Here is a 23,212-nt window from a genome sequence, read left to right as displayed (position 1 = left end):
AATAATTGCATTAAATCTTACAATGACTGACTTAAGATTTAATTAAACTGTATTTCAATGAAATCAACCTTACAAACTCTAATTTTTATTTCTTGCCTATTTATGAATTCACAACACATTATACCAGATTCAATTAATAAAGAAGTCGAAACAGCATTATCCTTTTATCCAGAATTGGATTCTATTAACATTGAATTTAGATTCAAAAAAAATATTAAAAAATCTACAATGCAAGCTCGACCAAGGTTTGGAAGTTTTTTCCGAAGTAAAAAGAATCGTAAATATGTTATTTTAATAAGTGAAACTTTTAAAATTTCTGACACAACATTTAGAACACGTGATATTCCATTTGATATTTTTACGGGTTGGATTGGTCATGAATTAGGACATATAATGGATTATCAAGATAGAAGTAAACTTAATCTCATTTGGTTTGGCATAAAATACGTGCTATCAGACAGCCACATTGTTGAGGCTGAACGTGCTGCAGACAGCTTTGCAGTTTCTCATGGCATGGAAGATTACATCTTAAAAACTAAAGATTTCATTCTCAATCATGCAAATATCACAACGTCATATAAAGACAGAATAAAGAAGTATTACTTGTCACCTGAAGAAATTATGGAACTCGTTAAAACTCGAGATTTAAAAACAGTTGAAGATTAATTCTTAGACACAAAAGCTTCCCAGTCTGCAAATTTATCTTCTCCCATGACTCGTTCCATTTTTACTTGTCCGCCTTTTTTCTTGTTATTAGCATTCCAATCATAAAAACTGTCTGGAGATATTAAATTAACTACGACTCCTTTTAAAGCTTTACTTCTTGCTACTTTATAGTTTTTGTTTGCTTCTTGCAAACTTTTATCTAAAGCTTGAGCTACTTGTTCTTTATTTTTATTCTCTAACTCTGTTCCTAAATACCAATAATGGTAAAATTCTCCATCCTCACCTCTTTTAGCACATATTGTATATTCTGGAATTGTTGTATCAAATTGGTTCTCTAATTCTCTAATAGCTGTATCCATTTTATTCACAGACAATTGAGAACCTACTGTATTTAAAAAGAATTTTGTGCGACCCGTAATTTTTATTTCAGCACGTTCAATTTCAGTAAATTCTATAGTATCACCAATCAAATATCGCCAAGCACCACTTACTGTGCTTATAATTAAAGCATAATCTTGATTTAATTCTACTTCACTCAGTGTTAGCGCTGGAGCATCATCAGTTAGAGATCCATCTTCATTTATATACTCAGGTTTGAAAGGGACGAACTCAAAATAAATTCCGTTGTCTGTATTAAGTTGCATGGCATCTGTTTCTGGACGCACTTGAGTTGCAATATATCCTTCAGAAGCTAAATATGTATCAATCACAGTCACTGGTTTTCCCATTAACGCTTGAAAACTCTTTTCATATGGTCCAAATGCGACTCCACCGGAAGTGTACACTTGCAAATTTGGCCAGATGTCATGAATAGTATTGAGATTATGATGTTCAATCACTTTTTGCAACATGAGTTCAATCCAAGATGGAATTCCGCTCAAAGCACCAATATCCCAATCTTTAGCACGTTCTGCAATACGTTGCACACGATCATCCCAATCGTCTATTTTAGCAATCTCTTCTCCTGGTTTGTAATAACTTCTAAACCACGACGGAATTCTGCTTGCACTTATGCCACTAATTTCTCCTTCTAAATGGTCCTTTTTTTCATCAAGATCTGTTGAACTTCCAAGCATCATAATTTCTTTTTCAAAAAAATCAGCAGGTAATTCAAAATTATTTAATGCAAAAACCTGCTTAATTCCTGCTTGACGAATAGCTTCAATCATATCATCTGTAACAGGAATACGTTTACTCGTTTTTCCTGTTGTACCAGAACTTAATGCAAAATAAGACGGGTTTCCTGGCCAAGTCACATCTATTTCACCCTCATGTAGTTTATACCACCAATCTTCATTCATTTTGTTATAATCAAAGAAAGGAATTAGTTGAGCAAATGTTTTTGCCGGATTATCAGAGTTTAAAATCCCTTCAAAATTATAGAATACACCAAATTGGGTGTTTTTTGCTTTTTCAAGCAATTGTTTTAATACATCTTGCTGAGCTTCTCCGTGGATGATTTCCGAAGAAAATGTGTCTTTTAATTGTATGAAGCTTTTGATAATATTTCCGAGGATTGCCATTTATGTTTTTTTTTCAAATATCATGTAAACAAACAGTCTATTTTAACCTTATTAATAAAAGGTTTGATTCAAATGACTTAATCATTTGTGATGTTTATTGATATTATTTACTTTAAACAAAAAACAAATTATGAAAGAGTGGTTTACAATATCTTCGGAAAGTTTAATAGCAATTATACTTACTGCAATTGGCATTTACATTGCGCTAGTCATTATGACGCGAATTAGCGGAAAACGTAGTTTTTCAAAAATGTCGAGTTTTGATTTTGCAATAACTGTTGCCATTGGATCAATTTTAGCAACTGCAATTGTATCGAAATCTGTCTCACTACAACAAGGTATTATTGGATTACTGAGTATTTATGTCATTCAAATATTTGTTGCTTATGCCAGACGATGGAATTTTATTCAAAACCTTATGGACAACAAACCAACGTTATTAATGAAAGATGGAGAAGTTATTGAAGACAACCTTAAAAAATGTCATGTGACAGCATCTGATTTAAGAGCAAAATTACGCGAAGCTAATGTAATTCAATTATCTGAAGTTAAAGCTGTTGTTTTTGAATCTACTGGAGATATTTCTGTATTGCATGGAAGTGATGACAAAGAATTAGACGATTGGATTATGGATTTTTGATATTCACTTAAATCTAACACAAGCAATTTAGAACTTATTGAGCTACATTAATATTCAATTGTGTCAATCTATCAATGTCCTTAGTTATTTATTTGTATCAAGACTAAACTATGAACTTTATCACTTGCTTACTCTTAGGATTTATTATTGCTGCTTCAGGTAGTTTGACTCCTAGTTTTTTAAACCTAACTGTTGTTAAATTTAGTTTAAAAAGCGGAAAGAAATCAGCCTATTATTTGATTGGAGGTTTTGCAACAGTATTGTTTTTCCAAGCGAATATTGGTGCTTATTTATCAAGTATTTTAATGAAAAACTCTGAATACATCACCACTATTCAAAAAATAGGTACTGGAATACTTATCCTTTTATCTATCAACTTTTTCAGATTACATTTTTCGTCTAAACATCAAACAAAAAAAGTGGAAGTCAAAAAGTCTAAGGCTTATTTACATGGTATAGGTATGTCGTTATTAAATACATTTGCTATCCCATTTTATTTTACAACAATATCTTTTTTAATTGGTCTAGATTATTTTGAATACTCTATACTAAATAGCTTCTATTTTTCAATTGGTTCTACTATTGGTTCATTTACAATTTACGCATTGTTTGCAACTATTGCTAGTAGAATTGAGCATAAGCTCACTTATGTAGCTACCAAAATAAATTTTATTATTGGTTGTTTAACAGGTCTCGTTGGGATTGGTAATTTGATTTATTTGCTGTAAATGCATAGAAAATAGTAATATTAAATTTATTATCTATTTACATACCTAGAGATTCATAAACGTAACAAATTCCGTTTTCATAATCTACAAAGTAACGTGAACAATTCAACTTATAATCGGAAGCCTTATAAATCGTAAATTTATCATCTGGCTTAAACCAAGCGAAATCATTATCGAAAGAGTAAAATTAGTTTTTGCATCGAGTCATATTTTATGATATCAAACACTGTTTCAAAGTATCCTCATATATGGCTTCGTATTGTGGTACAATCTCATGAATACCAAATTTTTTGGCCACCTCTTTTGCATTCTTTTTAAACTCAGCTAATAAAATAGGATCTTTTAAAATATGAAGTGCATTTTTAGACATATCATCTACATCATTAATCTCGCTTAAAAATCCTGAAACTCCGTGTACATTAACTTCTGGAATTCCTCCTGTATTACTAGAAATAACAGGAACTCCTGATGCCATGGCTTCTAAAGCTGATAATCCAAAACTTTCCGTTAAGGATGGTAACAGAAATAAATCACTAAAACAGAGGATTTTGTCTATTTCATTACTATTTCCGAAGAAAATAACTTTATCACTTATTCCTAATTCTTCACATAAACGTTCTGCAGGTTCACGCTCTGGTCCTTCTCCAACCATCATGAGTTTTGCTGGAATTTCCTTTTGGATGTTATAAAAGATTTTTATCACATCTGGAATTTGTTTAACCTTTCTAAAATTACTGATATGTGTGATGATTTTCTCATCATCTGTTGCCATCATAGCACGTTGACAGTCGGTAAATTTAGGTGCATATTTTTCTAAATCTATGAAGTTTGGCACCACATGAATCTCTTTCTTAACATCAAATAAACGCAAGGTGTCGTCTTTTAAACTTTGAGACACTGAAGTGACAGCATCAGATTTGTTGATGCTAAACGTTACTGCAGGTTTGTAATGTGGATGACTTCCAACAAGAGTAATATCTGTTCCGTGGAGCGTGGTTACAATTGGGACATAAATACCGTCTTCTTGTAGCATTTTCTTTGCCATATACGCAGCATAAGCGTGAGGAATCGCATAATGCACGTGTAATATTTCAATCTTATGTAGCTTCACCATATCTACCAATTTACTGGATAGTGCTAACTCATATGGTTGATATAAAAACAATGGATATTCTGGAACGTTAACTTCGTGGTAATGCACATTGTGGCTCAATAATTCTAAACGCACAGGCTGACTATACGTTATAAAATGAATTTCGTGACCTCGTTTTGAGAGTTCTAATCCTAACTCTGTAGCAACAACTCCACTTCCACCGAAGGTTGGGTAACATACTATTCCTATTCGCATTCTTTTTTTAGATATGAGAAAAAAGAACAAAGAAAAAAGACATTTTTAGCTAGTTCATAAATTGCATAATGAAACAAACCTCTATACTTTTTTCTCTATTTTCTATTTTCTAAATTATAACTTTAATTACTATGGGTTATTACTGAAGTTTCAGCTTCATCCTCAACTATAATCGCTTCGTAAATTAGTCGTTGTATTTCTGTTCTAATATTTTCTCTTAGCAATAAATTTTTACCTGCTTTTGGGTAGGTTCTATTGGCTAAAAAGATATATACAATTTCTTCATCTGGATCTGCCCAAGCATATGTTCCTGTAAATCCTGAATGTCCAAAACTCTTCATTGACAAGCAACCACATGTTGGACCTTCATCTCCTAGTTGTGGTTTGTCGAAACCAATTCCTCTCCTTACATTTTTATGTTTATAATAGGTGGTATTGAATTTATCTACGGTTTCAGTTTTTAAATAGCGCTTGCCACCATAAAATCCTTTTTGCAAATACATTTGCATGATTTTGGCAACATCATTAGCATTACTAAACACTCCTGCATGACCACCAACTCCGTTTTGCATTGCTGCTCCCATGTCGTGTACATAACCACGAACCTCTTTATATCTAAAATAATCATCTATTTCCGTAGGAATTAAATTGCGATCAGAAAACTTTGGTGACGGATTATAAGTTGTATAATTAGCACCTAAAGATTGATAAAAGTGTTCTTGTACCAACTCATCTAATGGCTTTTTATAATAGCCTTCTATATACTTTTTTAAAATGTAATAAGGTAAGTCACTATAGCGATAACGTTGGGATGAAAGTAATTCGGTTTCTCTAATTATTTTTTGAATAGAATCTGGATAATCTGAACGTAAATACATTTGCTCTGCAACTTTAATATTAAATTTTGGTGTTGCTGAACGTCTGTAATATTTAGGATCTGGTTTTCCTGTTGTAGAATCTAGTGTTGCCACATAAAAAGGAACCCAAGGTTTTAATCTTGCATAATGCGATAACATTTGCTTGATGGTGACATTCTTTTTGTTTGTTTTTGCGTATTCTGGAAGTATTTGCGATAACTTAGTATTTAATGACAAGGCTTTCTTTTCTTCCAGCTCCATTAATAACGGAAGTGTTGCTAGAATTTTAGTTAATGAAGCGACATCATACATGTCTTCAAATTTCACTTCCTCCTTACCATCATAAGTATGTTTCCCAAAGTTTTTGTTATAAATCACTTTGCCTTTACGAGCTACCAATAATTGAATACCTGGTGTCATTTTTTGATCAACAGCATATTGTGCAATAGAATCTAAGCGCTCTAATTTTTTAGAATTCATTCCAACACGTTCTGGCAATCCGTAGCTAAGTGATTGCAAAGCTGTATATTTAATTCCATCACCAACTTTAAAATGTTCGCCTAAAGTAACTGGTATTGTTCCTTTTGCAGCAACTCCTCCAAAAATTGTTTGAGCAGATATTTGCTGAGCAATGTCACTATTTTGGTAACTCATCACAACGCCTTCAATATTCTCTATCGTTGTTAGATCAATCATAGCATAAGGTCTTGCAAATACATCAAGAATTACCGTATTCGTTCTTGCAATTTCATATAACCAAACCATTTCTTTATCTGTAAATTTATAACCTTGCCAAGGGTTATCATTCTTTTTATGAAAACCAACAATAACCGTATTGTAGTTTTGAAGTTTGGTAATGAGTTCATCTAGTTTATCGGCTTCGATCTTATGAACTTTAGTATATTTTTTAAGTTCATTATAAAATGTAGTACCTGAGCTATCACCTAATTCAACGTAAGCAATTTTCTTAGTTTCTAAATGACGAAGTGGTAAAATATTTTCTTTGTTTTTAAGAACAGTTGTTGATGCTTCCATCAATTCTTCATACAACACATCATCTTGCAAACGATTTAAATCGGCAACTAATGTCGTTGTTCCAATAGGTTCGTAATGATTTAAACCTACTTTATATTTAGCCATTAATATTTTTTTGACTGAATGTGCAAGACGTTCTTCAGAAATATCTTTGCTATTATAAGCTTCAATAATTTTCTCGATAGCTTTTGGTACGTCTTCGGAAATGAGCAAGACATCATTCCCAGCTTTTAAAGCAGCCAGGTCGATTTCACCTGGTGTGCTATAATTTGAAACACCTTTCATTTCCAAAGCATCAGTAAAAATAAGTCCTTTGAATCCTAATGTATCTTTTAATATATCAGTTACAATATGCTTTGATAGTGAAGATGGAAATCCGTCACGTGGCTCTAAACTCGGCACATTTAAATGTGCTACCATCACACTCGATAAACCTTTTTTTATGAGTTCTCGATAAGGATACAACTCAATAGAATCTATACGCTTTTCGTTGAAATTAATTGTTGGTAAGGTTTTATGAGAATCACTATCTGTATCTCCATGACCAGGAAAATGTTTTGCATTTGCCAATACTCCAGCGTCTTGCATCCCTTTCATAAAGGCCAACCCTTTATTAGTCACGTTATCTCTATCTTCTCCAAAAGAGCGATTCCCAATAATTGGATTTTTAGGATTTGTATTAATATCAACAACAGGAGCAAAATTAAAATGAACACCTATACGTTTACAATGTTCACCAATATGATAACCTGTTCTTTCTACTAATGAATTATCGCTAATGGCTCCTAAAGTCATATTCCAAGGAAAAGCATAGGTAGAATCTAAGCGCATGCTTAAACCCCATTCTGCATCCATACCAATTAATAACGGTGTTTTAGAAATGGCTTGATATAAATTATTTTGTTTGGCTTGTGCAATTGGACCTCCTGTTGAGAAAATTAATCCACCAATATGATATTCATTGATGAGATTTGCAACGGTCTTTTGATTAGACTTTTTTGCATCTGAAAACGCTCTTACCATGAAAAGTTGTCCGACTTTTTCTTCAATTGTCATTTTACTATAAACACTATCAACCCATTTTTGTTGTGCTTGTAAATCTTTATGGGCTAACGGATGATTAGCATCTTGTGCAACTAAGAATGGTATTAAAGTAAAACATAAAATAAGGGACAATATATATCGCATAAAAGAAAGGTCTTTGAGAGTTGTTCTAATAAAGAACTAAAAACTATGCCAAAATAGTATTTTTGAGTAGAAGAATAAAGACTTTAAGATAGATTTATAAAGAAGTTTGTGAACAAATATGGCAAAGTGAGGATGAACCTTTCAATCTATCCAAAAATGACCAGCTGAATATGTTTTAGCTTTACCAGAAATAAGTACCCTATCACCTTTATCTTGGCATTCTAATTTTCCTGTTCGTTTTGAGACCTGCTCAGCTATAAGTTCATTTTTTTCCAATCGAGAAGCCCAAAACGGAATTAAAGAACAATGCGCAGAACCCGTTACTGGATCTTCTAAAATTGAAGCTTGAGGTGTAAAAAATCGAGATACAAAATCACTAGTATTTCCTTTCGCTGTAACAATAACACCTCCTGGATCAAGGTTTATTTCATCAAATTTAGCTCTGTCTATTTTGATATTTTTAATTTGCTCTTCAGAATCATAAACTAGAACATAGTCTCTAGATTTTAATATTTCCGTAGGAAGTATGTTTAATGATTGTTTTATATTCTCCGGTAATTCTGAAGGTATAGGCATTCTAGAAGGGAAATTCATAACATAAGAATCTCCTTTGGCAATAACAGTTAATTCGCCACTTCGTGTTTCAAAAACGATAGTATCTTTAGGATAATTGAGAATAGTTTTTAAACAATGAGCCGTTGCTAAAGTTGCATGACCACATAAATCCATTTCAGTTTCTGGTGTAAACCACCTCAAATGTATTTTATCGCCTTTATCAATAAAAAAAGCAGTTTCTGCAACCGCATTTTCTCTTGTAATCTCTAATAGAATCTCATCTGGTAACCATTCGTTTAGAGGAACTATACAAGCAGGATTTCCGCTGAATGTTTTATCTGTAAATGCATCTATTTGATATAATTCAAATTTCATTGTTTATAGTTTATACTCTAAACACATTTTGAGAAATGTCATCAATTTTCACCTAAACAAAGGCTAAATCAATGCGTCTATTTAATCAAATCAATATGCCTATCATGATAGCCTAGCAAATACAGTACACCATCTAATCCAACACTAGAAATTGAACTTTGTGCACTATCTTTAACTTTAGGTTTTGCATGAAAAGCAATGCCTAATCCTGCTAAATTAAGCATTGGTAAATCGTTTGCACCATCACCAACAGCAATGGTTTGATCTATATGAATTCCTTCTCTTTTGGCTATATCTTTGAGGTATTCTGCTTTTCTATTTCCGTCTACAATATCTCCAAGATAACCTCCAGTTAATACACCATCTTTTATTTCTAATTGATTAGCATACACGTAATCAATACCTAATTCTTTTTGAAGATAATGTCCAAAATAGGTGAATCCACCAGAGAGGATTGCAGTTTTAAATCCGTAACTTTTTAATGTATCAATCAATCGTTTTGCACCTTTTGTAATCGGTAAATTAACTGCAACATCATGAAGTACGTCTTCACTCAATCCTTTAAGCAACTGCATTCGTTGTTTAAAACTCTCGTTAAAATCAATCTCACCTTGCATTGCAGATTCTGTAATCGCTTTTACTTCATCTCCAACACCAGCAAGCTCTGCTAATTTATCAATAACTTCGGCTTGGATTAATGTAGAATCCATATCAAAACACACGAGACGTCTATTTCTTCTGTAGATATTATCTTCTTGAAACGCAATATCAACATCTAAATCGCTAGATATTTGCATGAATTTTTTAGTCACTTCTTCTTTACAATCAATTTTACCTCTAACAGATAATTGGATCGATGAACGAGGATAATCATCATTGTTTGTCAATGAGATACGACCAGTAAGTCTTTTGATAGAATCAATATTCAGGTTGATTTCTGAAATGACTTTTGTGACTTCGGAAATTTGCTCAGCAGATAATTTTTCGCCTAAAATGGTAATGATGTATTTGTCTTTACCTTGTTGAGTCACCCAATTTTCATAGTTTTCTAATGTAATTGGGCTAAATTTTGCAGTTATTCCTAATTCATAAGATTTAAACAATAACTCTTTTAAAACAGAAGCTGAATTTGCTCCAGATTGCACTTCAAACAAAATCCCTAGAGATAAAGTGTCATGAATATTTGCCTGACCAATATCTAAAATTTTAGCATCGTATTGTGCCAAAACACTTGTTAAGCTAGAGGTTAATCCTGGTTTATCTTGTCCTGATATATTTAATAAGAAAATCTCATTAGACATGATATTCTCTTCTAATTCTTTTAAAACAGCTTCTTTACTCTTATTCATCAACAATCCTTTTCAATACATTATTTTAAAAAACGACTATGCCAGCTTTCACTTGCAGGTACTTCCCAATTTTCTTTAAACTCAGCTATATTATTGACCATATTATTAAATACAATCGTGTTTTTTGAAACCGCTTTATCTTTAGCCATCTTCCTAAAATCAATTAATGTTTTATGAGCAACATATTCACCTTGCTTGTAAGAAACATTCATTTTATCCATTAAATCAACATTATAGTCTTTTTCTAATTGCTGTATAAAATGTACTGAGGCATCAATACTACAACCTGTAGCATTATTTAAGTTTTGATTTAAAGCAATAACTATAAATCGTTTATATTCAATAGTATATCCAGATTGCAAATCACTACCATGAGCCGTCCAATTCTCAATAAAGATATCTAATTTTTCTTTTATTTCTGAAAGTTCTTCATCAGAGAATGATCTATTAGCTTGGTAGATCCAAACGCGAGATTCTTCGGGAAGTGTATTAAAATCAACTAACATTTTTTTAATTTTTAGGTATTGCAAAAATACAATTTCTATATGGTTTTACATCCAATCTCTATCTTGAGATTCTACCTTAAATAACAAATAATCATAAATATATTGTGCCTCACTTTCTGAAACATAAGGAATTTTAACAGCTTTAGATGCCGTATATATAATGACAGATGAAATTTGTCGTCGCTTCTGAAAAATAGACTGCTTTAATTTAACAGCTTGGATCTTATGAATTTCTAAAATATTGGTTGTGGTATCAATGAATCCACTTCCTATAGTAATAAATTCATCATCAATCTTATAATAGGATTTTCTATAGCTTGTTATAATATATAAGATAGAAAATAACAATAAGACGAAATTGATGTACCACATCCTATTTCCGAGGATAAGAAAACCAGGAATATTAATCATTGAGACTAAAACTAACGCTTTTAAAGCCAATATGCGTTTGTAATACGGTCTTGGCTTTGATTTCTCTATATCACTACTGTAATTGGTTAAAAGCTTATCAACTAAATGTTTTAATTGGTCTTTCTCTAAAGCAATAATCTCAAAGTTTTTTTTCTGTTTGGCATTGACCATTGCTTGTTTTACAGAGAGTGTATGCAGACCAAAATAATGCTTGATACGATTAGTTTTAATGACAATATTCTGAATTCTGCTAGGCGTCAAACTCAATGAAACCTTATTAAACAACCCTTTATTGATCTCAATTGTTTTTTGGTTTTCAACAACTTCTAAATTAAAGTTTGTAACCACTGTTTTGAGAACAGAAAACAATAAAGAAATTAGAATCGCAAGAATAATAAATACAGCATTTAGAATGATAATATTGAGTATACTCTCTTTATCTAAATTAATAAAACCTTCAATACGTTGCTTCAATTGTAAGTTTCTAAAATAATCCTTGAACTCATAATACAAACCAAAAACGAACGAAGCAATAACAGCAAAACTTTGTAGGTGATTTTGAGAAATACCTTCTAAGAATAGTCGCTTTAAGGAGACTCTAAAAAAAACAGTATTGGTTTCTTCGGTAATTTTAGTTTGCTCTTCTGTGAGATTTGATTTATTAAACAGTTCTTTTTTTAATCTCAAAGCAGTAGGCTTATCTAGAGCTTTGATAGAAATTTCAGATTTGTTATCACCTGCTGTTTCAATATTTAAAGAAACGACATTGATAATTTGTTGTAAGAAATTTTGATTAATGTAAACGTTTTGAATTTTTGACTTCGGAATAATAGTGTTATCCTTATTTATGATACCAGTAGATAAGTGAAAATCATCTTTACTTAAATGGAATTTAAAGTTTAAATATTTTAAAATTGCGATAATAAGAATCACAATTAAAAGACCAATAATAATTAAAAGAAGTGTTTGAGTTGTTACACTAGCAAAGGTTTTCTTTCTAGCCAATGACACCCCAAATGCAACAAAAAGAACAAAGAATCGCTTAAAAAATTTGTAAGCATTCAACGCAAAAATGATAATGATTCCTTTTGACGATTGCCTAATCGGTTGTGAGAAATCAGTTGTTTCCATCGACTCGTGTACTTAAAAAATCATTTATTTGTTTAGCCTCTTCATGTGGCAAACCATCAATTTTTAAATCACTTCCAGATTCTCCAGCTGTAAAAATTTTTAATGTAGCAAGATTTAATTTCCTAGCTAACCAGCTTCGGGATTCTTCTATATGCTGGATTCTTGAAATTGGTACTGTAGTGATAGAATTTACAATAAGTCCTTTAGAATAAATGACATCTTTATCTCTTATTGCATATTTTCTTTTATTGAAAGCTAAATATGCAATACCAAAATTTAATAAACATGCAATTATAAAGATGCCTAATATATATATAAAGTTATCTTGGAACTTTTCCTTTTCAATTATGAATTTACCAACAACTAAAATCCCTGTAAAAACAGCATAAACAAACAGTTTATTTAAGATTATTATCTTAAAATAATGTTTTGATATAGGTTTGAGCTCAACAGAAGAGATCTTAGGCAACGTATCAATCTCAATTTGTTGGTTTATAAACATTGTATGGGTTTGAGTTTAGTTTTCTACTAATTCAATAAAAGTAATTACTTTCTTTTTTACGTAACGACTCTCACTTAAATCATAAAAGTGATCTTCTTTAAAGTAAATTTTAAAATCCTTTTTCAAATTTGATTTCTTTAAAAGTTTGGCACCTACAAATTGTCCGTGAACTAAAAATATATGCTTTTTATCAAAAGAATCTACAACTTCTATATAAGAAATAGCATCGTTATTTAAAGATACTATTTTACCTTCTATATTCAAATCATTTTCTGTTGGTGGTGCTGGAGGTGGTGGAGGAACATCATTAAACTCATTTTCCTCATCGTCTTCCTCAATAAAATCTATCAATTGATCTTCTGAAAACAAAGCCATGAAATCATCTAAACATGTTGTTGTCATCAACATACCTACTTCTTCTCCAATAGACTCAAAATCTTCTAAGCCTTTACCTGCAAACGCATTTGATTTTGCCTTGTGATTGTTGTAACCTTTAAGTAAACAAAGGCCTAAGGCCATTTTCTTTTGGTTTAAAGATTTACCTTCTGTGAACAACGTTTTATCTTCATTAATACAGGTACATGTATCATCTGTTATTAATTGAAGTACTTCTTCTTTTGATAGATCTTGTCCAAAAGCAAAACCCATTGTTAAGAATAGGCAAATTAGAGTATATTGTTTTTTCATGATTTTTTATTATGTTTTTTAAAATTTCTGTAAGTTAAAAATCCGTACATCAAACAACCAAATATAAAGTAAAATAAAAGTCTTGGCCAAGAAAATCCTCTTCCGAAGAAATAATCAAAGAGTGTTACTATTACAGAAAATATTGTTCCACCTATAAGACCTGTAGTTATGATTCGTTTTTTGCTAATCTCTGCCATTTTATAAATCTTGAGCGTTAGCAATTAATTCTGCTATGTCCATAACTTCGATGTCTCCTTCTTTTTCTTTATTTTTTACACCATCTGTCATCATCGTATTACAAAACGGACAACCAGCAGCAATAATTTGAGGTTTCACTTCTAAGGCTTGTTCTGTACGCTCTATATTAACTTCTTTAGTTCCAGGCTCTGCATCTTTAAACATTTGCGCACCTCCTGCTCCACAGCATAAACCTCTGGATTTACAGCTTTTCATTTCTACCAGTTCAGCATCCAGTTTTCTAATTAAATCTCTTGGAGCTTCATAAACATTGTTAGCACGACCTAAATAGCAAGGGTCATGAAACGTGATACGCTTGCCTTTGTATTTTCCGCCTTCAATAGTTAGACGACCTTCTGATAATAAAGATTTTAAAAACTGCGTGTGATGCATCACTTCATAATTACCACCTAATCCTGGATATTCATTTTTAATGGTATTAAAACAATGCGGACAAGACGTCACAATTTTTTTGACCTCGTATGCATTCATGACTTCAATATTAGTCACTGCTTGCATTTGAAATAGGAATTCGTTTCCTGCTCGTTTTGCAGGATCTCCTGTACAACTTTCTTCAGTTCCTAAAACTGCAAATTCTACGTTTGCTTTGTTTAGTAACTTAACGAATGCTTTAGTTATTTTTTTTGCTCTGTCATCAAAGCTTCCTGCACATCCTACCCAAAATAATACTTCGGGTTGTTTTCCAGCTGCCATAAATTCTGCCATAGTTGGCACTTTGAGTAATTCGCTCATACTTATATTTTTAAGTTCTTATCTAACAACAACACAACTTGTTTTTGTTGATAGGAGATCTGTTTAATTAATAGTCTTCTTTAATTGCTGCAAAATCCTTTTTAGCAATTCTTATGTAAATGGCGAGTTTTTTATCGCCTTCTTTCATTCTGTTTATTGGATCATAACTTTCCAACTTTGCTCTTCGCATAGCTTCAATACCAATAGCTTCCTTTTGTATGTCTGTACAATAATCACAAAGTACTTTTATTAGCTTAACATCTTTAACTTCGCTTTGACGATATTCTATAAGTGTATAGGATTTGATTTGCAATGAATCCTTTTTATAAGATTGCGCACTTGAAGCTATAGTATTTATTAAAAAGACTACAAGACATAAGAGTTGATATTTCCGAAGAAAAAAGCTCATATCTATTCGTCTTTCCAGTTTAAACGATCCATTTGATTATAAGGCCAAGGTGCACCATTATTTTCGATATTGGTCATCATATTATTGAGTTCCATAGGTGCTGCACTTTGCTCCATAACCAAATATTGTCGCATTTGCATGATAATATTTAAAGGATCTATACTCACAGGACAAGCTTCTACACAAGCATTACAACTTGTACAAGCCCAAAGTTCTTCGTTTGTGATATAGTCACCTAACAATTGTTTACCATCATCATTAAACACACCTTTATTTGCATCTATATTTTTACCAACTTCTTCAAGACGATCACGTGTATCCATCATGATTTTTCGAGGTGATAACTTTTTACCCGTTTGATTTGCCGGACACTCGCTTGTGCATCGTCCGCATTCTGTACACGTGTAGGCATTAAGCAAATTAACCCAACTTAAATCTTGCACATCACTAGCTCCAAATTTTGCAGGAACATCATCTTCGGCACCTTCTGGAGCAGCTGCAAAAGGATCAGCATTTGGATCCATCATCATCATTACTTCTTTGGTCACAGCATCTAGATTTGCGAATTGACCTTTAGGTTTTAAATTTCCGTAGAACGTATTTGGAAACGCTAATAAAATATGTAAATGCTTAGAAAAGTATAGGTAATTTAAAAAAGCAAGGATTCCTATAATATGTAACCACCAAGCAGTTCTCTCAATAATAATTAGAGTTGCATTTGATAAACCATCAAAAATTGGTAAGAACCATTGACTTATTGGAAATGAACCAGCTGTGTGGTAACCTGCAGCTCCATTGAGTTGTAATTGTAAATCTGCTCCATTCATGGTTAAGAATAAACACATAAGTACGACTTCAAAATAAAGAATGATATTACCATCACTTTTAGGCCAACCTTTCATTTCTGAACTCATAAAACGCTTCAGTTTTATAATATTTCTTCTAATCCAGAATACAATAACTGCAACAAGTACAGCAAAAGCTAAGAGCTCAAAAGTTCCTATTAAAATATCATATGTTTGACCTGCTCCCGAAAATATACGGTGTGTTCCTGCCAGACCATCAATAATAATTTCTAGAACCTCAATATTGATAATGACAAATCCTACATACACAATGATATGTAAAAACCCAGCAATTGGTCGTGTGACCATTTTGCTTTGACCTAAGGCAATTCTTGCCATGTTTTTCCAACGCTGAGGCTTGTTATCACTAGTATCTACATCTTGACCTAGTTTGATGTTACGTCTTAGTTTTCTAACGTTATTGGCAAAATATCCAATACCTATAAAAAGTGCTATGGCAAATAAAATTTGTGGTATATATTCCATATTGCAATTTAATTATTTTGGTCTTCTTCTTGTGGTGGTGTGTACGGTATTTCTTTTTTAGAAAGTATACGTCTGTATCGAGCAGGATGAAGCTTAATGTCTCTAATTAACTCTTCCATTTCTTTAGAAGCAGCTTCTAAATTATTGTATAAACTATCCTCTTTAAGGAGTTTTCCTAAAGAGCCTTCGCCATTATTAACACTTGACATTACAGAATTAACTGATGCTAGAGTATTGTCTAATTTTGCTACTATTTCAGAAAATTCAACCGTTTTTAAATTACTAGTAATAACAGATAAATCTTTAGTTATAGAATCAAAATTTGTTAGCACTGATGCTAATTTATCGTCATTTTTACTCACTAAAGAATTAATAGAATACGCAACAGATTGGAAAGACTTCATCGTAGCATTTAACTCTGCAATTGCATTTTTTATTCCGTTATCAGATTCATCAAGGACTAAACCATTAAGATTGATTAATAATGAATCTGCAGATGACAATGTAGAATCGAGATTATCACTTACACCAGAAAAACTAGTAGAAAGACTAGATACTAAATCTACTTCAACTTCTGAAGTTAGAAAATCGCCAGGTTTAGCAGCTTCACCATCATTACTTACAACAATTGCTAAAGCATTTCCACCCATTAAACCCGTTTTATATAGTCTGACTTTTGATTGCTTAGAGAATTTTAATTGATCATCTACAGTAAACGATACTCTTGTTTTGCCAGTGTTGAAATCATAGACAATATCCTTTATTTTACCAACACCATTTCCTTTTACAGTAACTGGTGACGCTTTAGTTAAAGCATTGTAATCAAACTCTGTGTAATAGGTGTCATCAGAGCTAAATAGATTTTCTCCACTAAGATAATTGATTAAAAAATACATTAACAATAAACCCGAAAGTACGAGTACTGCTGCTTTTACTTCTCTTGAGATTTTCAAATTTTTCAATTTTGGGTTATAGAACTCGTTTAATCACAAAAGTTAAAATGAGTTCATAACAAAATTAATGATAAAAATATAAAGAATGTTTCTAATTAGAAATAAAGAACCCTTCTAATTAGTTGCTTATTTTATGGCTTCGGAAACATCAATTTTAATTCCATCTTTATATGCAACAATGAAGCAGTCTTTATAACCTTTTGAAACGGCTTGCTCTTGCATTTGTTTTACTGCATTATAATCTGAAGTATAACCATAATAATACTTGTAGATATTACCTACTTTCTCTCTAGAGATTTCAGATAGACCTTTAAAGTTATAGGACTTAGGAGCTATTTCTCTTGAGCCTGCTGCAATTTGTACTTTAAAAACCACATTTTCTATGATTTGAGGTTCACCAACAGTCTCAACAGTTTCAATTTCTGTACCTTGATAAATATCTTCTCCTACATTTTGCTCTATATAAGATTTATATCCCAATATCGCTTTTTTAATACCAGTTGCCATTTTAGTTTGACCTGCTTTTGTGTTAAGAAACTTTCCTTCAGAATTATTAGTTAAGAAACCAACCTCAATAAGCACACTTGGCATATACGTATTGTGTAAAACCCATAAACTCGCTTGTTTTAAGCCTCTACTCTTACGTTTGATTTCTTTTTCAAAATTATCCTCAACCATTCTAGCGAGCTTGATACTATTCTCAGTATATTCTTCCTGTAGGAAACTAAGCGTAATTAGTGATTCTGGCGAGTTTGGATCAAAGCCTTCGTAATGTTTTTCATAATCTGCTTCCAGAAAAATAACTTCGTTCTCCTTTTTGGCAATTTCCATGTTACGTTTTGTATTAGCAACTCCAAGCACAAAAGTTTCAGTTCCTGAGGCTTGGGAGTGATGTGCATTACAATGTACAGACACAAATAAATCGGCATCTGCATCATTTGCGATTTTAGCACGTCCTCTTAAGGTTACAAAAACATCTTTGGTTCTTGTATAAATAACTTTAATGTCTTTATCCTTTTCTAATTCTTTACCAACTTGAAGTGTAATTTTTAGAGCTATATCTGATTCCCTGTGTCCATTTCCTTTATTACCAGAATCATGACCACCATGTCCAGCATCTAAAACAACAACAAACTTGTCTTTGTTTTTTTGAAATGCATGCGCAGATGTTAAAATACTGGTAAATAAGAAGCTTACCAATACGAATATATAATGAGATGTCGTTTTCATACGTGTTTAACGTTTTATCAACTCGTTTTATTTTAAGTATCACCACATTAGGATTTCTAATGTTTTGACGCTTTTTATAAATTGAATGAATTATAAATTAATCATAAAAAATCTATGTAATTTTGGGAATTCAAAAACCGAGCCATACTTTAGCAAAAATACATTTAAAAGCGTTGCGTACAAAAAGCTTACACATACTTTTTACCCTAAGTTTTACCATGTTTATTAACATGTTTTGCTTGGCTCAAGAATTGCCTAAACCTAAGGAACCGATTAAGCCTACAATAAAAAATGACACAACTGTTGTTAGCATTGGTAATATTCTAGACACTCCAAAAAACATAAGGGAAACTGATAGCACGAAAACAGATTCAATTCCGAAGAAAAAAGAAACGCTTGAAAGCATTGTAAAATATAAAGCCACAGATTATGTGCGTATGAATCAACGCAAAAATACCACAACCTTATATAATGAAGCCGAAGTAAATTATGGCGACATGAACATCAAAGCCGGTATTATTGTGATTAATCATGGTAAAGATTTGGTGTATGCCGGACGAGTAAAGGATAGTTTGGGTAATTATTCTCAAGCGCCTGTGTTCACACAAGGACAAAGTGTTGTGGAGCCAGATTCGGTTATTTTTAATACCGTGACAAAAAAAGCCATCATTTTTAATTCTACAACAGAACAAAGTGGCGGAACCATTATAGCTGCAGTTACTAAACGAGAAAACGACTCCACCCTTTTTATAAAAGATGGGAAATTCACTACTTCAGAGAATCTCGATGATCCGGAATATTATTTTTTAATGCGTACAGCCAAAGTAGTACCTGGAGTAAAAGTAGTTACTGGTTTAACCAACTTATTTATTTACGATGTACCTACTCCAATTGGTTTACCTTTTGCATATTTTCCAATGTCTAAAAAACGTACATCTGGTGTGATTATGCCAACACCTGGACAAGAATTAGCAAATGATAGAGGTTACTTTTTACAAAATGGTGGTTACTATTTTGCAATTAGTGACTTTGTGGATTTAGCTGTTTTAGGTGATTATTACACCAATGGAAGTTATGGTTTACGTTTTGAATCTAATTATGCATTGCGCTATAAATTTAAAGGCAATGTAAGTTTAAGGTATGAAAACTTAATTAATAGTGAACCTGGTTTTCCAGATTTTGCTAAATCAACAATTTACAACATTCGTTGGTCTCACTCTCAAGACACCAAAGCAAATCCGAGTTCTAGATTTTCTGCTTTTGTTAATTTAGGTAGTAGTCAATATTATAGAGAATCAATTAATCAATTAAACTTATCAAATACACAAAACAATACGTTATCATCCTCCATTTCTTACTCTAAAACGTTTCAAGGTGAGCCTCAAGTAAACATGAATGTGACTGCAACACATTCTCAAAACACAAATACTCAAGAAGTAAATATGACGTTGCCAACAGTACAAGCAAGTGTTGGCAGAATGTTTCCATTTGCGCCAAAAACCGGAACGAAAAAAGGGATTATTCAAAATATAAACTTTCAGTATAATGTAAGAGGTGAAAACAGAATTCAAACAACAGACTCCTTATTTTTTAAATCTGAAATGTTTGATGATGCGCAATTAGGCGCTTTACATTCTATTCCTGTCTCAACAAACTTTAAAGTATTTAATTACTTTAGTATGAGTGCTAGTATGAATTTTGAAGAGAATTGGACATTTAATACCATTAATAAATATTATGACCAAGAGGAAGACATTATTGTTACTGAAGACCTAAATCAATTTGATCGCTTTTTTACGTATAATTTTAGTACAAGTATTGGAACGACTGTTTATGGTATGTTCGATTTCAGAAAAGAAGGAAAAGATCCTACCATTCAACAAATACGACATGTTTTACGTCCATCTATAAGCTACAATATCAATCCTGCTTTTGATCAATACTACGATACATTTGAAATTATTAATGCAGATGGAGATACTGCAGATGAAGTAGAGCGACAAGAATACACGAGATTTCAAGGTTCTTTATTTGGAACACCAAATAAAACATTTTCTAGCTCAATGGGAATTTCTTTAGGGAATAATTTTGAAGCAAAAGTAAGAGACAAAGACAGTACAGCTACAGAACCTAAGAAAATTAAACTACTAAATAATTTAAATTTTTCTACCTCTTATAATTTTGCTGGTGATTCTTTACAATGGAGTCCTTTGCGTGTTTCTGGTGGTACAACCATTTTAAAGGATAAAATGAATATCAATTTTGGGATGGTTTTAGATCCTTATGCATTAGATAACAACAATAATAAAATTGACGCTTTCAACATTGATAATGGAGGAAGTTTGTTTAGGTTAACATCTGCCAATTTAAATTTGAGTTATTCAATTTCTAGTAGTGAATTTGACGGTAAAGGTCAAGAAGATGATCCTGCCATGTTAAATAATTTAAGAAGTGGTGGACGAGCAGATGACTTATTTGGTAAACCACAAGATTTTGCAGACCAACGATTATCTGATGACGAAGACGAAAAGGATAAAAAGGAGGTAGAATCTGATCTATATAATTATAAAATACCTTGGAGTTTACGATTAGCTTATGCTGTTAATTATGGGAATTCTGCAAGACAAAATGCAATTACTAGTAATTCACTTATGTTCTCTGGAGATATAGAAATATCACCAATGTGGTCTGTAGGCGCATCTTCTGGTTATGATTTTGTGGGTAAAGGTTTTACACAAACACAACTACGTTTTGAACGTGATTTATTAAGTTGGCGAATGAATTTTACTTGGGTTCCTTTTGGACCATACAACTCATGGAACTTTTTCATAGGTATCAAATCGAGCTTACTTAAAGATCTTAAATACGATAAACGTAAACAAAGAGATCAACAATTATAATTTATTAAACCATGAAAACGATCATCAATACACCAAATGCTCCTGCTCCAATTGGACCTTACAATCAAGCTGTTTTAACAGGTAATACGCTATATACATCAGGACAAATTGCAATTAATGTGCAATCTGGTGAATTGGTTTTAGATTCTATTTCTTCGGAAACGGAACAGGTCATGCAAAATTTGAAAGCGGTATTAAAAGCTGCAGATATGACTTTTGAAAACGTCATTAAGTCTTCAATCTTTATTAGTGATATGAACACCTTTGCTCAAATTAATGAGGTTTATGGAAAGTATTTTGATGCAGATACAGCACCTGCTCGTGAAACTGTTGAGGTTGCTAATTTGCCAAAATTTGTCAACGTTGAAATAAGTATGATTGCTGTGAAATAATCAATTTCAAAAGTTATAAACAATCATTTCTTAAAAACTTCATTGCACAACTGTTTTATAAGTGTTTCAAGCCATTACTTTTGAGACAAACTAATAATACACCTAATTATGCTTAAAAATCTACTTATTACTGCCCTACTTTTCACAACTACTATAGCTATTGCTCAAAAAGATTTTGAAAAATCATTAGATTCTATTCAAACTTTAGATGATGTGACTATTTTCTTTAAAAAGAACAAAACAATCAAGGGCAAAGTCATTGTTTTTAATGAAGAAAAACACAAAACTCGTATGGCTGAAGACATCCTAAATATGAGTTTAGGTTCTAAAAAATATTTTAAAGATGCACCTCAAAAAACCTACTATAAGGTGATTGAAAAAAACGAGATTCCTTACTATAGAGTGAGCTGTGTGTATTTAGATGGTAGCAAAAGTTCAGTTAAAGACATTAATATCGTTAGAAATCAAGTTATTGCTAAATACCAAGATGGTTATCGTTTTACTGATTTAGCAAAACAATATTCCATGGATAATACAGCCAAACAAGGTGGTGATTTAGGTTGGTTTACAAATGGTGATTTACATCCAGAATTTGAAAGACAAGTTATTGAAGGAAACCATTCTAAAGATGATATTTTCACAATAGACATACCAGAGATTAATGCGTATTATGTGGTTTTAATAACACAAAACAAACGTTTAATCAAAGAATCTAAAGTTCTAAAAGTCACTGAGCCAAGAAAATAATGCAACTCTTCTACAATAAAGACTTAACGCAAAACGATACAGAAATTCGCTTTTCTAAAGAGGAAAGCAAACATATTGTAAAAGTGCTTCGTAAGTCTATTGATGATATTTTGCATATTACAAATGGTGAAGGTTGGTTGTTTACTGCAGAAATCACTTTGGCTGAAATAAAAAATTGTATAGCTAAAATAACATCTAGTGAATTACAGCAAAAAAAAGAGTATAAACTTCATTTAGCTGTAGCACCAACAAAAATGAATGATCGTTATGAGTGGTTTTTGGAAAAAGCTACTGAAATTGGTATTGATTGCATTACTCCTATTTTTTGCGATAATAGTGAACGTAAAGTCATAAAAGCAGACCGTTATGAAAAAATCTTACAGTCTGCAATGAAGCAATCTTTGCATTGTTATTTACCAAAACTTAATAACGCTATTTCATTTAAGGAATTAATGAAACAAGAGTTTGTTGGACAAACATTCATTGCGCATTGTGAGGAAACCGATAGAAAGTCACTAAAGCAAAGTCTAGAACGAAATCAAAATGTTACCATATTAATTGGTCCAGAAGGTGATTTTAGCACTAAAGAAATTGAGTTAGCAAAACAACATAATTTTAGTCCTGTAACGCTTGGAGACACTCGATTACGCACAGAAACAGCAGCAATTGTTGCTTGTCACTCTGTCGTCTTTACTAATGAATCATAAATAGGTTTTCTTATTTATATAAGTCACATTTCAGAATAAAGGGAAGAAATTA

At 32.0% G+C, this 23,212-nt stretch carries 22 protein-coding genes; 7 read left to right on the top strand and 15 right to left on the bottom strand.

Going from position 1 to position 23,212, the window contains the following annotated elements:
* The first annotated feature begins 57 nt into the window (after positions 1-57).
* Positions 58-666, top strand: coding sequence for a hypothetical protein (locus tag WNY78_RS13640; RefSeq protein ID WP_342873761.1), 609 nt, complete (start codon positions 58-60; stop codon positions 664-666).
* On the opposite strand, the gene WNY78_RS13635 is transcribed toward WNY78_RS13640, so the two are convergent.
* Positions 663-2,189: a GH3 auxin-responsive promoter family protein gene (locus WNY78_RS13635; RefSeq protein WP_342873760.1), complete on the bottom strand. Its 1,527-nt coding sequence runs from the start codon at positions 2,187-2,189 to the stop codon at positions 663-665. The genes WNY78_RS13640 and WNY78_RS13635 overlap by 4 nt on opposite strands.
* Positions 2,190-2,319: 130 nt before the next feature.
* On the opposite strand from WNY78_RS13635, the gene WNY78_RS13630 reads away from it, so the two are divergent.
* Positions 2,320-2,829: a YetF domain-containing protein gene (locus WNY78_RS13630; RefSeq protein WP_342873759.1), complete on the top strand. Its 510-nt coding sequence runs from the start codon at positions 2,320-2,322 to the stop codon at positions 2,827-2,829.
* Positions 2,830-2,939: 110 nt separating this feature from the next.
* On the top strand, positions 2,940-3,557 hold the full coding sequence (locus tag WNY78_RS13625; RefSeq protein ID WP_342873758.1) for a LysE family transporter: 618 nt from the start codon (positions 2,940-2,942) through the stop codon (positions 3,555-3,557).
* Between the two features lie 211 nt (positions 3,558-3,768).
* Here the strand turns inward: WNY78_RS13625 and bshA are convergent, their stop codons facing one another.
* The 14 genes from bshA to WNY78_RS13555 all read right to left on the bottom strand — a co-directional run bounded on the left by bshA (position 3,769) and on the right by WNY78_RS13555 (position 18,414).
* Positions 3,769-4,905, bottom strand: a complete 1,137-nt coding sequence (gene bshA, locus WNY78_RS13620; RefSeq protein WP_342873757.1) for an N-acetyl-alpha-D-glucosaminyl L-malate synthase BshA — start codon at positions 4,903-4,905, stop codon at positions 3,769-3,771.
* A gap of 122 nt (positions 4,906-5,027) precedes the next feature.
* The gene (locus tag WNY78_RS13615; protein WP_342873756.1) at positions 5,028-7,985 is read right to left on the bottom strand and encodes a glycoside hydrolase family 3 N-terminal domain-containing protein; all 2,958 of its coding nucleotides are present in this window, start codon (positions 7,983-7,985) and stop codon (positions 5,028-5,030) included.
* 141 nt (positions 7,986-8,126) lie between these two features.
* The gene (locus WNY78_RS13610; protein ID WP_342873755.1) at positions 8,127-8,915 is read right to left on the bottom strand and encodes a PhzF family phenazine biosynthesis protein; all 789 of its coding nucleotides are present in this window, start codon (positions 8,913-8,915) and stop codon (positions 8,127-8,129) included.
* A 77-nt stretch (positions 8,916-8,992) separates the two neighbouring features.
* Positions 8,993-10,216: a phosphoserine phosphatase SerB gene (gene serB / locus WNY78_RS13605; protein WP_342873787.1), complete on the bottom strand. Its 1,224-nt coding sequence runs from the start codon at positions 10,214-10,216 to the stop codon at positions 8,993-8,995.
* A gap of 68 nt (positions 10,217-10,284) precedes the next feature.
* Positions 10,285-10,770: an ABC transporter ATPase gene (locus WNY78_RS13600; RefSeq protein WP_342873754.1), complete on the bottom strand. Its 486-nt coding sequence runs from the start codon at positions 10,768-10,770 to the stop codon at positions 10,285-10,287.
* Positions 10,771-10,815: 45 nt separating this feature from the next.
* Positions 10,816-12,312: a PH domain-containing protein gene (locus tag WNY78_RS13595; protein ID WP_342873753.1), complete on the bottom strand. Its 1,497-nt coding sequence runs from the start codon at positions 12,310-12,312 to the stop codon at positions 10,816-10,818.
* Positions 12,299-12,814 (bottom strand): PH domain-containing protein, encoded by a 516-nt coding sequence (locus WNY78_RS13590; RefSeq protein WP_342873752.1) that lies wholly within the window; start codon positions 12,812-12,814, stop codon positions 12,299-12,301. The genes WNY78_RS13595 and WNY78_RS13590 overlap by 14 nt, the downstream gene beginning before the upstream one ends.
* 15 nt (positions 12,815-12,829) lie before the next feature.
* On the bottom strand, positions 12,830-13,501 hold the full coding sequence (locus tag WNY78_RS13585) for a hypothetical protein (RefSeq protein ID WP_342873751.1): 672 nt from the start codon (positions 13,499-13,501) through the stop codon (positions 12,830-12,832).
* Positions 13,498-13,698: a hypothetical protein gene (locus WNY78_RS13580; protein ID WP_342873750.1), complete on the bottom strand. Its 201-nt coding sequence runs from the start codon at positions 13,696-13,698 to the stop codon at positions 13,498-13,500. The genes WNY78_RS13585 and WNY78_RS13580 overlap by 4 nt, the downstream gene beginning before the upstream one ends.
* Before the next feature lies 1 nt (position 13,699).
* On the bottom strand, positions 13,700-14,491 hold the full coding sequence (locus WNY78_RS13575; protein ID WP_342873749.1) for a (Fe-S)-binding protein: 792 nt from the start codon (positions 14,489-14,491) through the stop codon (positions 13,700-13,702).
* A 67-nt stretch (positions 14,492-14,558) separates the two neighbouring features.
* Positions 14,559-14,900 (bottom strand): hypothetical protein, encoded by a 342-nt coding sequence (locus WNY78_RS13570; RefSeq protein ID WP_342873748.1) that lies wholly within the window; start codon positions 14,898-14,900, stop codon positions 14,559-14,561.
* Between the two features lie 2 nt (positions 14,901-14,902).
* Positions 14,903-16,231: a 4Fe-4S dicluster domain-containing protein gene (locus tag WNY78_RS13565; RefSeq protein ID WP_342873747.1), complete on the bottom strand. Its 1,329-nt coding sequence runs from the start codon at positions 16,229-16,231 to the stop codon at positions 14,903-14,905.
* An 8-nt stretch (positions 16,232-16,239) separates the two neighbouring features.
* Entirely contained in the window at positions 16,240-17,184 is a 945-nt protein-coding gene (locus WNY78_RS13560; protein WP_342873746.1) for an MlaD family protein, read from the bottom strand.
* Between the two features lie 126 nt (positions 17,185-17,310).
* Positions 17,311-18,414, bottom strand: coding sequence for an N-acetylmuramoyl-L-alanine amidase (locus WNY78_RS13555; protein WP_342873745.1), 1,104 nt, complete (start codon positions 18,412-18,414; stop codon positions 17,311-17,313).
* A gap of 122 nt (positions 18,415-18,536) precedes the next feature.
* On the opposite strand from WNY78_RS13555, the gene WNY78_RS13550 reads away from it, so the two are divergent.
* The 4 genes from WNY78_RS13550 (at position 18,537) to WNY78_RS13535 (ending at position 23,160) form a co-directional block, all read left to right on the top strand.
* Positions 18,537-21,314: a putative LPS assembly protein LptD gene (locus tag WNY78_RS13550; protein ID WP_342873744.1), complete on the top strand. Its 2,778-nt coding sequence runs from the start codon at positions 18,537-18,539 to the stop codon at positions 21,312-21,314.
* Between the two features lie 11 nt (positions 21,315-21,325).
* Positions 21,326-21,706 carry a Rid family detoxifying hydrolase gene (locus WNY78_RS13545; RefSeq protein ID WP_342873743.1) on the top strand — a complete coding sequence of 127 codons (381 nt, stop codon included), beginning with the start codon at positions 21,326-21,328 and terminating at the stop codon, positions 21,704-21,706.
* Positions 21,707-21,814: 108 nt separating this feature from the next.
* Positions 21,815-22,453: a peptidylprolyl isomerase gene (locus WNY78_RS13540; RefSeq protein WP_342873742.1), complete on the top strand. Its 639-nt coding sequence runs from the start codon at positions 21,815-21,817 to the stop codon at positions 22,451-22,453.
* Positions 22,453-23,160, top strand: a complete 708-nt coding sequence (locus WNY78_RS13535) for a 16S rRNA (uracil(1498)-N(3))-methyltransferase (RefSeq protein WP_342873741.1) — start codon at positions 22,453-22,455, stop codon at positions 23,158-23,160. The genes WNY78_RS13540 and WNY78_RS13535 overlap by 1 nt, the downstream gene beginning before the upstream one ends.
* Positions 23,161-23,212: the final 52 nt, after the last annotated feature.

This window comes from Psychroserpens sp. AS72 (genome assembly GCF_038900375.1).
Taxonomy (GTDB): Bacteria; Bacteroidota; Bacteroidia; order Flavobacteriales; family Flavobacteriaceae; genus Psychroserpens.
The sequence above is the reverse complement of the archived record's forward strand: the minus strand, read 5'-3'. Positions and strand labels throughout refer to the sequence as shown.